General features: G+C 63.1%; 12 protein-coding genes. 2 read left to right on the plus strand and 10 right to left on the minus strand.

Going from position 1 to position 12,330, the window contains the following annotated elements:
* Window positions 1-25: 25 nt before the first annotated feature.
* Window positions 26-181 (minus strand): hypothetical protein, encoded by a 156-nt coding sequence (locus AC1Q61_RS00780; protein WP_003940615.1) that lies wholly within the window; start codon window positions 179-181, stop codon window positions 26-28.
* Between the two features lie 135 nt (window positions 182-316).
* Between AC1Q61_RS00780 and AC1Q61_RS00785 the strand changes: the two genes are divergently transcribed.
* Window positions 317-1,141 carry a mycofactocin-coupled SDR family oxidoreductase gene (locus AC1Q61_RS00785; protein WP_042924826.1) on the plus strand — a complete coding sequence of 275 codons (825 nt, stop codon included), beginning with the start codon at window positions 317-319 and terminating at the stop codon, window positions 1,139-1,141.
* Between the two features lie 31 nt (window positions 1,142-1,172).
* Here the strand turns inward: AC1Q61_RS00785 and AC1Q61_RS00790 are convergent, their stop codons facing one another.
* From AC1Q61_RS00790 to AC1Q61_RS00820, 7 genes are all read right to left on the minus strand, one after another.
* Window positions 1,173-1,961 (minus strand): SDR family NAD(P)-dependent oxidoreductase, encoded by a 789-nt coding sequence (locus AC1Q61_RS00790; RefSeq protein ID WP_042924829.1) that lies wholly within the window; start codon window positions 1,959-1,961, stop codon window positions 1,173-1,175.
* A gap of 78 nt (window positions 1,962-2,039) precedes the next feature.
* Window positions 2,040-2,690, minus strand: a complete 651-nt coding sequence (locus AC1Q61_RS00795; protein WP_003940283.1) for a PaaI family thioesterase — start codon at window positions 2,688-2,690, stop codon at window positions 2,040-2,042.
* Window positions 2,690-3,559 (minus strand): MaoC/PaaZ C-terminal domain-containing protein, encoded by an 870-nt coding sequence (locus AC1Q61_RS00800; RefSeq protein WP_118606676.1) that lies wholly within the window; start codon window positions 3,557-3,559, stop codon window positions 2,690-2,692. Before AC1Q61_RS00800 ends, AC1Q61_RS00795 begins: the two co-directional genes overlap by 1 nt.
* Complete coding sequence (locus AC1Q61_RS00805) at window positions 3,559-4,761, minus strand: lipid-transfer protein (protein WP_003940027.1); 1,203 nt, start codon at window positions 4,759-4,761, stop codon at window positions 3,559-3,561. The genes AC1Q61_RS00800 and AC1Q61_RS00805 overlap by 1 nt, the downstream gene beginning before the upstream one ends.
* Before the next feature lie 7 nt (window positions 4,762-4,768).
* Window positions 4,769-6,949: an acyl-CoA dehydrogenase family protein gene (locus AC1Q61_RS00810; RefSeq protein ID WP_047270713.1), complete on the minus strand. Its 2,181-nt coding sequence runs from the start codon at window positions 6,947-6,949 to the stop codon at window positions 4,769-4,771.
* A gap of 34 nt (window positions 6,950-6,983) precedes the next feature.
* Window positions 6,984-8,147 (minus strand): steroid 3-ketoacyl-CoA thiolase, encoded by a 1,164-nt coding sequence (locus tag AC1Q61_RS00815; RefSeq protein WP_118606731.1) that lies wholly within the window; start codon window positions 8,145-8,147, stop codon window positions 6,984-6,986.
* A 192-nt stretch (window positions 8,148-8,339) separates the two neighbouring features.
* Window positions 8,340-8,966: a TetR/AcrR family transcriptional regulator gene (locus tag AC1Q61_RS00820; protein ID WP_030536987.1), complete on the minus strand. Its 627-nt coding sequence runs from the start codon at window positions 8,964-8,966 to the stop codon at window positions 8,340-8,342.
* A 153-nt stretch (window positions 8,967-9,119) separates the two neighbouring features.
* On the opposite strand from AC1Q61_RS00820, the gene AC1Q61_RS00825 reads away from it, so the two are divergent.
* On the plus strand, window positions 9,120-10,652 hold the full coding sequence (locus tag AC1Q61_RS00825; RefSeq protein ID WP_037128865.1) for an FAD-dependent oxidoreductase: 1,533 nt from the start codon (window positions 9,120-9,122) through the stop codon (window positions 10,650-10,652).
* 79 nt (window positions 10,653-10,731) lie between these two features.
* Here AC1Q61_RS00825 and AC1Q61_RS00830 read toward each other — a convergent pair whose 3' ends face one another.
* Window positions 10,732-11,283, minus strand: a complete 552-nt coding sequence (locus tag AC1Q61_RS00830) for a pyridoxamine 5'-phosphate oxidase family protein (RefSeq protein ID WP_003939780.1) — start codon at window positions 11,281-11,283, stop codon at window positions 10,732-10,734.
* 30 nt (window positions 11,284-11,313) lie between these two features.
* Window positions 11,314-12,330, minus strand: coding sequence for a TIGR03617 family F420-dependent LLM class oxidoreductase (locus AC1Q61_RS00835; RefSeq protein ID WP_118606679.1), 1,017 nt, complete (start codon window positions 12,328-12,330; stop codon window positions 11,314-11,316).

The raw sequence follows: 12,330 nt of genomic DNA on the forward strand, positions 1-12,330 counted from the left end.
CGAGGCGCGCCGACGTGTCGCAGGGTCAGTCTGACGTCGGCTTGGTGCCGTCTTCTGGTGCCGGATCGTCGTCGGCAAGCGGATCTATGGTGTCGACACCTTCGAGGACGGTCAGCTCTTCTTCCGCCTCGGCGAGGAGCCCTTTGGCTTCAGCTTCGACCTTCTTCACCCAATCGGACATCCCGAGCCTCTTCTCTTCCGAAGCGAGTTCCCGCTGTAACTGAACTCAGACTACGTGGCCGGCGACGAATTTCGCCGTCCCCTCGGGTCAGTACTCATGACCGAGTAGTCATGATTCACGACGGACGGAGCACGCATGCCCGGACAGTTGGAAGGCAAAACCGCACTGATCACCGGGGCCGCCCGAGGTCAGGGCAGGAGCCACGCCGTGCGATTGGCGCAGGAGGGCGCGAACATCATTGCGCTCGACATCTGCCGTCAGATCGAATCGGTGGCCTACCCGATGGGAACCGCCGACGATTTGCGGCAGACAACAGCAGCGGTCGAGAACCTGGGACGAAGTATCGTCGCGCGAGAAGTGGATGTTCGCGATCTGTCCGCACTGCGAACTGCGGTATACGAAGGAATTGCGGAGCTGGGCAGCGTCGACATCGTCCTGGCCAACGCCGGTATCGGCATGATGTCCCCGGATATCGACGATGCTCGCGCCTTCCGCGACCAGATGGAGGTCAACCTATTCGGCGTCTGGAATACCGTCCAGGCCGCAGCGCCCGCGATGATCGAACAAGGTACAGGTGGCGCAATAGTCCTTACCGGATCAACTCTGGGACTTGTCGGTCGTGGAGGTGACGGCACCGGCGGATCCGACGGCTACTGCGCGAGTAAACACGCCATCGTGGGGCTTGGGCGCACGTGGTCGCACTGGCTTGCTCCCCACAATATTCGTGTCAACTCCGTGCACCCGACTGGCGCGAATACACCGATGGTCGTCAACGACGCGGTCGCGAAGCTGTTTGCGGACTCCCCGACATCGAGCGGAGCCGACGTGGGCAACCTCTTGAACGTCGAGTTGATCGAAGCTGCCGACGTCAGCAACGCGATAGCCTGGCTGGTTTCGGATCAGGCTCGATACGTCACAGGTATCGCGTTGCCGGTCGACGCCGGGTTCACGGCCAAATAGACGCCGGATACACCGGCTGCGTCGCCGTCGATCAGTCGACGGTCGGCGCCCACTGCACGCCGTTGATGTGCCCACCACCGTCGACGAAGAGGGTGTTGCCGGTGACGTAACGGCTGTCGTCACTTGCCAGGAAGGCCGCAACGGGGCCGATGTCGTCGAGGGGATCGCCGATCCGCCCCATCGGGTTCTGTGCGGCCATCACTGCCACGTTCTCCGGATTGGCTTCGGCGACACGCTTGTACGCCGCACTCTGCGCACCGGGACAGATGACGTTGCAGTTCACCTGCTTGGGAGCCCACTCGCGGGCAGCAGTGCGAGTCAGGGTTCGCAATGCTTCCTTCGCCGCGTTGTACTGCACCGAGTACATGTGAGCATTCACGCCGTTGAGGCTGCACATGTTGATCACGCGGCCCGTGCCGTGACGCTCCAGTTCCGGCAGGGCAGCCTGCATCGCCCAGAATGCCGCCATCACTGCCATGTCGAAACCGCCGCGCAATTGCTCGTCGGTCATCTTCTCGAGCCGAGCGAAACCGAAAGTCCGCCAAGCATTGTTGACCAGGATGTCGAGGCGTCCGAACCGCTCGACGGACTTGTCGACCATGGCAACAACCTGAGCTTTGTCAGTGACGTCGGTCCGGACGAATTCCGCCCCCGCGCCCCATTCGTCCCGCAACCACTGGGTGGTTTCGAGGCCCGCTGCCTCGTCGATCTCGGCAACCAACACCGACGCGCCTTCACGCGCGAACGCGCCCGCCACTCCGCGCCCGATGCCCATACCGGCACCGGTGACCACTGCTACACGTCCGTCGAGCTTGCCCACTGGGCCCTCCTTCGTCAGAACCCCTGTGCGCCTTTTTGGTAGTTCCCACTACCAAAAAGGCGCACGGGGGCGAAGCCCCTACCTGGGGCGCGGCACGGTCTTGTCGATGAACAGTCCCTCTACCGACACACACAATTCGCCGTCCGCAGTTTTGATCTCACCGACGGTGTGAATCTTGCGGCCGTCCTTGGACAGGAATTTGCCGCTGATCGTGAGTGGCTCGAACAGCGGAGTCGGGCGATGGTACCGAGTGCTCAATTGTGCTGTCATGCCGGAAGTTCCACCCCAGGCGTTCGCGACGCCGAGAACGTGATCGAGCAGCAGCGCCGAAACACCGCCGTGCACATGGCCGGGAGGGCCCTGGTACGGCAGCGTCAACGTGACCACTCCCTGCACCGACCCGTCAGCGAGCCCTTCCAGAACGAGCGGCGGCGCAATGGCGTTCTCGGGGCCGGTCACGGGGTCGTGACGAGTCACGCCCTCACCGTTCCACATGTCGATCAAGCGCTCGGCCACCTCGGGTGAGTGCTGCTCGAGGTGCTCGGCAATGCTGTTGAGCTCCTCCGCAACCCGGTCCAGATTGGCGTTTCCGCGGTCGGTGCGCAGCATCGCGTCGACAACGCGACGCGCTGCTGCCGTGGCCCGGTCGACCGGGGCGTCCTGCGGCGGCGACGTCAGAATCGTGCCGCCCGGATGTGTCGCTGCTGTGGGGTGCGAACCGAGGTCCATCAGTTGATCTCCATTGTTGCGTGCGTGAGAACCGGGGAGTTCTCGCGTTCGGGGCACGTCGCCGCCAACGTCAGTGTGTTGCCGTCCTGCCATACCGAGGTGGTGATGGATTCGCCGGGGAAGAGCGAACCTGCAAACCGCACCGAGTAGTTCTTCACCCGCGTCGGATCTCCGTCGAGAATCCCGTCTACCACGGCCTTGCAGACGATGCCGTACGACGCGAGGCCGTGCAGAATCGGTGCATCGAAGCCCGCCATCTTCGCGAAGGAGGGATCAGCGTGCAGCGGGTTCATGTCTCCACTGAGTCGGTACACCAGCGCCTGTGAGGGACTCGTGCTCGACGTCAGTACCTTGTCGGGCGCTCGATCAGGCACCCCGGCAACAACTTCGGGCCCGGCGTTGCCGCCGAATCCACCTTCGCCGCGCGCCCAGATCTGCATTCCGTTGGTCCACAACGGATTCCCGTCCAGGTCCTCGGCCGCCGTCTCGAGAACGATCACAGCTGCCTTTCCCTTGTCCCAGACATCGGCGACCCGAGAGGAAATACGGGCAGCACCCGTCGACGGGATGGGCGCGTGAAGTGCCAGCGACTGCCCACCGTGCAGGATCTTTCGCAGATCGATGTCGATTCCCGGCATACTCATCGACGGTGCGGGCAGTACACCCGCCGAAACTCCCTGGCCTGCAACCATTGCAAACGTCGGGAGTACCTTCAGCCCCTTTTCGTACACCCAGGTCAGTTCGGCGGGATCGAGAGCATTCACCCCTGCCCCGAGTCCCAATTGGTAGAGCATGACGTCGCGATCGGTCCACGACGCTTCGCGCACAGTCGGTTCGGCGGCCAACGCCACCTCGAGATCGATAGCCATCAGTTCTCCAAAGTTCCGGCTCGGTAGACCGTCACGACGCACGCGCCGCCCAGTCCGAGGTTGTGTTGCAAGCCAATACGAGCGCCTTCGACCTGCCGCGCATCCGCGGTCCCGCGGAGCTGCCACGTGAGTTCGGCGCACTGCGCCAAGCCCGTCGCGCCCAGCGGGTGTCCCTTCGAGATCAAACCACCCGACGGGTTGACGACCCACTGGCCGCCGTACGTGGTCGCGCCGGATTCGACGAGCTTTCCGCCTTCTCCGACCGCGCACATCCCCAGGCCCTCGTAGGTGATGATCTCGTTGATCGCGAAGCAGTCGTGCAGTTCGATGACGTCGACGTCATCGATGGTGATCCCGGCCTGCGCAAAGACCTGCTCTGCCGCAGCTGCCGTCATCGGCGCGCCGACCACGTCGATCATCGACTTCTCGGCGAACGCTGCCTCGGTGTCAGTGGTCAACGCCTGTGCAACGATTTCGATCGCCCGGTCTTCGAGGCCGTGCTCACGCACGAACTTCTCGCTCACGACGATCGCGGCTCCGGCGCCGTCCGAGGTCGGCGAGCACTGCGAGCGTGTCAGCGGCTCGTGAATCATCTTGTCGCCGAGTACCTGTTCGAGGGTGTACTCGTCACGGAACTGTGCGTACGGATTGTTCACCGAATGCTTGTGATTCTTGACCGCCACCGCTGCGATCTGCTCGACCGTGGTGCCGTACTTCTTCATGTGCTCGACGGCAGCGTTACCGAACAGCTGAGCTGTCATCGGCGATCGGGCGAACCCGTAATCCTCGACCATGATCTTCAGCTGAGAGTCCAAGGTCGTGACCTTGGGCATCTCACCGTTACCGGTCAACGCCGTTTTGGTCATCTTCTCGAAGCCGACGGCCAAGGCGCACTCGGCTTGTCCGGCCTGGACCCACTCGCGCGCCATCATCAGCGCCGTCGAGCCGGTCGCGCAGTTGTTGTTGACGTTGAAGATCGGAATGCCGGTCAGACCGGTCTCGTAGAGAGCTCGCTGTCCTGCTGTCGACGCGTTGAACACGTAACCGACCGCAGCACGCTGAATCTGGCCGTAGCCGATCCCGGCATCGGTCAGGGCATTCGAGACGGCTTCGGTCACCATGTCCGGGTATTCCCAGTCGCGGGTCTCGATCTTCTCGAACTTGGTCATGCCGACGCCGATGACGAAGGTGCGATTGCTCATGTGCAGGTCACTTTCCCGGTTCAGGGTCGCGAGGCAGACCCAGGATTCGCTCACCGATGATGTTGAGCTGAACATTGGTTGTACCACCCGCGATGGACATGCACTGCGAGTTCAAGAACATCTGGGTTGCAGACATCCGATGCTGTTCGCCCAGAAGTGAACTCGGTCCGGCCCACTCCATTGCCACGTCCCAGACCTGCTGGATGTGCTCGACACCGATCAGCTTCGCCACCGAGGATTCGGCACCCGGCTGCGCGCCGGTGAGCGAGCGCAGCGTGGTGCGCAGACCGAGCAGACCACCGGATTGCGCGTCGCACAGCACCTTTCCGAGCACGGTCAGCTGCTCGTCGTCGATGCCACCGGGCAGTCCGTCGACCAGGCTCAGAAGAGCCTCGCCACCCGATCCGAGCGACGAGTCGTTGGACAGCGAGACACGCTCGTTGGCCAGCGTGGTGCGAGCGAGCTTCCAGCCGTCGCCTGGCTCGCCGACCAGGCACTCGTCGGGAACGAAGACGTCGTCGAAGAAGACTTCGTTGAACAGTGCTTCACCGGTGATCTCGCGCAGCGGACGAATGTCGAGGCCACTGTTCTTGATGTCGATGAGGAAGTAGGACAGGCCCTTGTGCTTGGGTGCGTCGGCGTCGGTGCGCGCGAGGCAGATTCCCCAGTGCGCGTCGCGTGCCATCGACGTCCACACCTTCTGGCCCTGCAACTTCCAGCCACCATCAACCTTGGTGGCCTTGGTGCTCAGCGCCGCGAGGTCGGAACCTGCGCCGGGCTCGGAGAAGAGCTGGCACCAGACGATGTCGCCGCGCAGTGACGGCGGGACGAACTTGGCAAGTTGCTCTTCGTTGCCGTGCGCGATGAGCGTCGGGATGACCCAGTTGCCGATGATCATGTCGTGCGGCTTGATCTTCGCAGCGCGCAGCTCTTCGGCGATGACCAGCTGGCTGACGGCGTCGGCGGACTTGCCCCACGGAGCCGTGAAGTGCGGTGCGGTGTAGCCCTTTTCCGCGAGGTACGTCTTCTGCGCGGCACCTTCGAGTTCGAGCGCAGGACCGAGCTCGGCGCGAACGTCGGCGCGGACCGCCTCGGCCTCGGGCGGCAACTCGATGCTGAGCACGCGACGGGTGCCGGCAATGGTCAGCTCGGCAACGCGACGACGCCAGGATGCCGTGGAACCCAGCAGAATTCGCAGGGACTGCGCGCGGCGCAGGTACAGGTGCGCGTCGTGCTCCCACGTGTAGCCGATTCCGCCGAGCACCTGGATGCAGTCACGCGTGACGGAGAAGCCAGCCTCGAGGGCCGTGGCTCCGGCGACGGCTGCTGCGAGAGAAGCCTCTTCGGCACCGACGCCGTTGGCGGGAGTCAGCGCGCGCGCAGCGTCCCAAGCGCAGACGCGTGCCTGCTCGGAAAGCGCGAGCATACGTGCAGCCTTGTGCTTGACACCCTGGAACTGGCCGATCGGGCGACCGAACTGCTGACGCACCTTCGCGTAGTCGGCCGACGTCGTAACTGCCCAGTCGGCCAAGCCTGATGCCTCGGCCGCGAACAGTGTTGCGGCAATGTCCAGTACACGCTGGGTATCGATGGTGAGGATCTCGGAATCGGTGAGCACCAAACCGTCGACGGTGACCTCGGAGTTACGACGCACGACGTCGTAGCTGGCCAAGTCCGTGACCTCGAGGCGGTCACGTCCGAGCAGAACGAATCCGCTGTCCGTCGCGAGGAGGAACAGGTCAGCGACATGGCCGCCGAGAATAAGGCTGGACGTTCCGCTGAGGGTGGTGTTGTCGCCGTCGCGGGTGATCTTCAGCGAACCCGGCTGTAGTGCAACAGCTCCGAGCGTGCTGCCATCCACGAGCGTCGGCAGTCTGTCCGTTTCTCCGGCATCACTGAGAACAGCGCTGACCACTACCGTCGGCAGGAACGGTCCGGGAACCATCGAGCGTCCAAGTTCCTCGACGACGATGGCGAGTTCGACCAATCCGTATCCTGCGCCGCCGAATTCCTCGGCTACGTGTAGTCCGAGAAGCCCCTGCTCGGCAAGCCCGTTCCAGAGTTGGGGGCGAGTTTCGACCTTCGCCTCGACGGCTTCACGGACGACGGTGGGTGTTGCGTGACGCGCCGCCCAGCCCCGTACGGAGTCGCGGAGGTCACGATCTTCTTCACTCAATCCAATAGTCATGTCTACCTCGTCAATTCGACAGTGTCAGTACGGGTCAGATGCGTTCGATAATGGTGGCGGTCGAGAGAGCGCCACCGGCGCACATCGTGACCAGAGCCGTCGACTTGTTCGAGCGCTCGAGTTCGTGCAGCGCAGTGGTGATCAGACGAGCGCCCGTGGAACCGACGGGATGTCCGAGCGCGATCGCACCACCGTTGACGTTGACCTTGGACAGGTCTGCGCCGTGAACCTGCGCCCAGGAGAGCACGACCGAGGCAAAGGCTTCGTTGATTTCGACGAGATCGATGTCGTCCAAGGTCATTTTGGCCCTGTCGAGCACCATCTGGGTGGACTCGATCGGTCCGTCCAGGTGATAGAAGGGATCGGATCCGACCATGCCGGACGCGACGATCCGCGCGCGGGGCTTCAATCCCAGTTCCTGTGCGCGCTCTTCGCTCATCAGCAGTACCGCAGCCGCGCCATCACTGATCTGCGACGAGTTGCCGGCGGTGTGGATATGGCCTTCGATGACCGGCTTGAGCCCAGCCAGCGCTTCTGCCGTCGTCTCACGCAGTCCCCCGTCGCGAGTGACAGTGGCGATCTCACCGGTAGGCACGCCTTCCTTGTCCACCACGGGAGCCTTGACGGGCACGATCTCGCGGTCGAAGCGTCCTTCTGCCCAAGCCTGAGCTGCGCGGCGCTGCGATTCCAGACCGAACGCGTCGACGTCGGCGCGCGTGATCCCACGCTTCTCGGCAATTCGCTGCGCGGAGGTGAACTGGTCACCCATGTCGATGGTCCAGTCGTCCGGGTACGGGTTTCCCGTTCCCGGTGCGTTTGCCTGACCCAGGAACACACGGCTCATAGCCTCGACGCCGCAGCCGATACCGGCCGAGATCTGACCAGACGAAATCAGGCCGGAAATCAAATGCACTGCCTGCTGGGCGGATCCACAGGCGCAGTCGATAGTGGTTGCCGCGGTGCTGTACGGCAATCCGGCGTGCAGCCACGCCTGCCGCGTGACGTTGTTGGACTGCTCACCTGCCTGGGTGACACAGCCGCCGATGATCTGTCCGATGTCTTCCGGTGCGACGCCTGCCCGTTCGAGAACGCCGAGCTGCGCTGCTCCCAGAATCTCGGCGGGGTGCAGTCCCGCCAGGGCGCCGCGACGACGGCCGATCGGTGTCCGAGCGGCCTCGACGATGACTGCATGACCCATGATGTTCGCTCCTTCGTGGAGTTTTCGGTCGGTGAGCTGGCTCACCGTCTAATTTTCTGTAATTTATTCTATTAATGATGTCAGGGCAATGTCCGGATTGACATCAACTCTCAACTGATGCGGATTCAAAAATAGAATTGATTTCAATTTTGCGAACATGACGAACCCTCCCCAGAGAGGGGCGAAGTCACGTCAGTGCCGTGAGAGATTCACCAGAAGCAGGTCGCATCCCTTGCGGATGTCGTACTCCGCATCGGGGATGGAGATTCGACCGTTGAGGCACGATTGGATGACCCCGAACCACAGCTGCATCAGCAGACGCAACCCGGTGTTGTCTTCCTCGGTGGGGTTCTCGATCCCGGCCGCATCGAGAATGATCTGCCGGAAGCCGCGATCGATCTTTCCCACGTCCGGCACCGTCGCGACGTTGGCGGTACTGGACGACTGCAGCATCGCAGTCGAGAGAGCCGGCCGACGCAGTAACCCGCGAGTCGCGCGAACCAATACCTCGTACACCGCATCCTGCGGATTGTCCGACTGAACCTGATGCCTGACAAAGCTGGCACCGATCTGGTCGATCTGCTCGACCATCACAGCGACGAAGAGGTGCGTCTTCGAGGGGAAATAGCGATAAAGAGTGCCGATGGCCACGCCCGCCCGCTTGGCGACCTCGTGCATCTGTACCCGTGAGAGTTCCTTCTCGGTCCCCAATTCGGCTGCCGCTTCCAGCATCCGCACATGGCGCGCCCGCTGCTCGTCCGAACTGGGCTCTGCAGCGTCCCTGACCTCGGCAATTCTCGGCAACGTCGCCCCCATCATCGATTCTGTGTCCCGGTCGCGAACGACCTCGCCAATTCTCTCATCTCGACCACCCATCTCGGCATATTGCCCGCTCAGTGGGACCTGGCATGGCCTTCTCTCCCCGTGCGGTATTCCGTGGACACCCCACCCTCTTGGAGTTAGGACGCAATGATGCAGGACTGGACCACCGAGTGCGACGTGTTGGTAGTCGGCTCCGGCGGCGGCGCGCTGACCGGCGCATACACCGCGGCAGCTCGAGGATTGACGACGATCGTCCTCGAGAAAACCGATCGCTTCGGCGGAACTTCCGCGTACTCGGGCGCATCCATCTGGCTGCCGGGAACCCAAGTACAGGAACGTGCGGGACTCCCCGACTCGACGGAGAACGCACGCACCTATCTGCGCGCATTGCTCGGCGACGCCGAGTCCGAGCGCCAGGATGCCTATGTCGAGACCGCTCCCGATGTCGTCGCACTACTCGAGCAGAACCCGCACATCGAATTCGAGTTCCGTGCGTTCCCCGACTACTACAAGGCCGAAGGCCGGATGGACACGGGACGCTCCATCAACCCTCTCGATCTCGATCCCGCCGACATCGGTGACCTCGCCGGCAAGGTGCGTCCGGAACTCGACCAAGACCGCACCGGTCAGGATCATGCTCCCGGCCCGATGATCGGTGGGCGCGCACTGATCGGCCGACTGCTGGCCGCAGTCCAGAGCACCGGTAACGCAGAACTTCGTACCGAATCCATCCTCACCTCCCTGATCGTGGAAGACGGTCGGGTTGTCGGCGCCGAGGTCGAATCCGGCGGCGAAACCCAGCGAATCAAGGCGAACCGCGGTGTGCTGATGGCAGCGGGCGGCATCGAAGGCAACGCCGAGATGCGTGAGCAGGCCGGCACCCCCGGCAAAGCGATCTGGAGTATGGGTCCCTTCGGCGCCAACACCGGTGACGCGATCTCCGCCGGAATTGCTGTCGGTGGCGCAACCGCTTTGCTCGATCAGGCGTGGTTCTGCCCCGGCGTCGAGCAGCCGGACGGCAGCGCCGCATTCATGGTCGGCGTTCGCGGCGGACTCGTCGTCGACAACGCGGGCGAGCGTTACCTCAACGAGTCTCTCCCGTACGACCAGTTCGGCCGGGCCATGGATGCGCACGACGACAACGGTTCTGCAGTGCCGTCGTTCATGATCTTCGACTCGCGCGAGGGTGGCGGACTACCTGCCATCTGCATCCCGAACACGGCGCCCGCCAAGCACCTCGAGGCCGGAACCTGGGTCGCCGCCGACACTCTCGAAGAACTCGCCGCCAAGACCGGACTGCCGGCCGACGCATTGCGCAGTACTGTCGAAAAGTTCAACGATGCCGCAAAGCTGGGAGTCGACGAAGAGTTCCATCGCGGCGAAGACCCGTACGACGCATTCTTCTGCCCACCCAACGGCGGCGCGAATGCGGCACTGACGGCGATCGAGAACGGTCCGTTCTACGCGGCCCGCATCGTCCTCAGTGACCTCGGCACCAAGGGCGGATTGGTCACCGACGTCAACGGTCGAGTCCTGCGTGCCGACGGCAGCGCCATCGACGGCCTGTACGCCGCCGGCAACACGAGCGCGTCACTGAGCGGCCGCTTCTACCCCGGTCCTGGCGTTCCGCTCGGCACGGCCATGGTCTTCTCGTACCGAGCAGCCCAGGACATGGCGAAGTAACCAGCACAACGAGGACGTGGGGCAGGCAATGTCAGAATCACCTGCCCCACACTCTTTCGCACGGCGACGCGATTTTGTATCACTCCAGGTCGATGCCAGGTAAACCGTCCACACTCTTCGCGTTCTTCTCGGCGCGATAGGCGATGAGCCGCTCCGGGCCCTTCTTCTCCGCCACGCGGTCGAGCACGTCACGATCGGATTGGTAGTCCATCAGCGGTACTGCGTATCCGCACGAATCCGAAATGCGCGTCAGATCGACCACGACGATCGACCGCAGCCCCGGGTGCTCAGGGAACCTACCGACAAGCTCGTTGAACGGTTCCGACCCTGCAAGCAGAACGTGTCCGTGACCGTGCAGTCGTACGATCTTCGGTGGTCCGTCAAACGCCATGAACATCAGTGTTATTCGGGAGTTCTCGCGCACGTGCGCGATGGTTTCCACACCGCTGCCGGTGAGGTCGAGGTACGCCACCCGGTTGGATGTCAGCACCACAAACGATCCGACTCCCCCTTTGGGTGAGCAATTGACCAACCCGTCAGCAGACAACGGTGCGGTGGCAACGACGAACAGCGGTTGAGCCTGCAACCACGTGGTGAGCTTTTCATCGATGCCTTCGTAGACGCGCCCCATGTCGAGAGTGTAGTTCGCGCCGACTGGACGTCACGGGGCAGACGCTGCGGCGGCTCGAATCTCCTCACACATCGCTGCGAAGACGCGGTCGTCGGTGGGATTCGCCGGCACCGCCAGTGCAATGCCGTCGCAGAGACTCGCGTATTTCGAACTCAGCACCTCGGGGAGTTCGGCGTAGGTGCATTGCGTGACCAGCCTGTCGAGAACATCGTCGGTGAGGACGGCAGGTAGTCGAGCCCAATCACCTGCCCGCGCCATCACTGTCAGTTCTTCCCCGACCTCGGATAATCCGAGGACCTCCAGCGCGACTCGGTACGCCGGAGTGGAGTAGAGAAAGGCAAGTTCACTGCGCACCGCTTCTCGTTGAGCAAGTATCGCGGCAGGATCTTTGCCGGTGATCATCTTCGGAACGGCAATCAGTCGCGGCTTCCTTCCGCCCGCCGTCAACGATGGAATGATCCTCTCCGCGAGCACCTTCGGATGGGAGCTGGTGGGGTGAGAAACAAAACCGTCGGCGACGGCTCCCGCCAGTGAGCACATGCGCGAGTTCACTCCCCCGGTCCAGATCTCCGGAGCCGGAACATCGAGCGGCCCCGGATTGAAGTAGGGCTGCAGCCGGTCGAAGGTATAGTGCGTTCCCGCATGGTCGAGTTCACCGCCCTCCTGAAACACTCGGAAGATCTCGCGTACAGCGCTGACGTAATCACGCAGTTGCGCAACAGGATCCGTCCACGGCATCGAGTACCGCCCGACGATGTTCCCACGCACCTGCGTCGCAAGCCCCAGTTGAAATCGCCCACCCGAGAAACCCGCAAGATCCCAGGCAGCCAAAGCCGTCACCATGGGACTGCGCGCAAACGCGACAACCATCGACGTCCGGACAGTGAGAGTACTGCTGTGCTCGACGGCCAGGGCCGCCACCGCAAACGGATCACGAATGGTTTCGGAGATGTGCACCGTGTCGAAACCAAGGTTCTCGATGCGTCGGACGTGCTGAGCTACCTGCCGCAGCGGAGTGTCGGCAGGTAGCGAGGTCACCAATTCCAT

The sequence above is a fragment of the Rhodococcus sp. MPR-R1B genome (assembly GCF_058793255.1).

Excerpts from the sequence above, each read along its gene's own strand:
- AC1Q61_RS00830 (WP_003939780.1), bottom strand. The coding sequence starts at position 11,283 with ATGGGGCGCGTCTACGAAGGCATCGATGAAAAGCTCACCACGTGGTTG.
- AC1Q61_RS00805 (WP_003940027.1), bottom strand. The coding sequence starts at position 4,761 with ATGAGCAATCGCACCTTCGTCATCGGCGTCGGCATGACCAAGTTCGAG.
- AC1Q61_RS00815 (WP_118606731.1), bottom strand. The coding sequence starts at position 8,147 with ATGGGTCATGCAGTCATCGTCGAGGCCGCTCGGACACCGATCGGCCGT.
- AC1Q61_RS00785 (WP_042924826.1), top strand. The coding sequence starts at position 317 with ATGCCCGGACAGTTGGAAGGCAAAACCGCACTGATCACCGGGGCCGCC.
- AC1Q61_RS00810 (WP_047270713.1), bottom strand. The coding sequence starts at position 6,949 with ATGACTATTGGATTGAGTGAAGAAGATCGTGACCTCCGCGACTCCGTA.
- AC1Q61_RS00795 (WP_003940283.1), bottom strand. The coding sequence starts at position 2,690 with ATGGACCTCGGTTCGCACCCCACAGCAGCGACACATCCGGGCGGCACG.
- AC1Q61_RS00800 (WP_118606676.1), bottom strand. The coding sequence starts at position 3,559 with ATGGCTATCGATCTCGAGGTGGCGTTGGCCGCCGAACCGACTGTGCGC.
- AC1Q61_RS00780 (WP_003940615.1), bottom strand. The coding sequence starts at position 181 with ATGTCCGATTGGGTGAAGAAGGTCGAAGCTGAAGCCAAAGGGCTCCTC.
- AC1Q61_RS00835 (WP_118606679.1), bottom strand. The coding sequence starts at position 12,330 with ATGGAATTGGTGACCTCGCTACCTGCCGACACTCCGCTGCGGCAGGTA.
- AC1Q61_RS00820 (WP_030536987.1), bottom strand. The coding sequence starts at position 8,966 with ATGATGGGGGCGACGTTGCCGAGAATTGCCGAGGTCAGGGACGCTGCA.
- AC1Q61_RS00825 (WP_037128865.1), top strand. The coding sequence starts at position 9,120 with ATGCAGGACTGGACCACCGAGTGCGACGTGTTGGTAGTCGGCTCCGGC.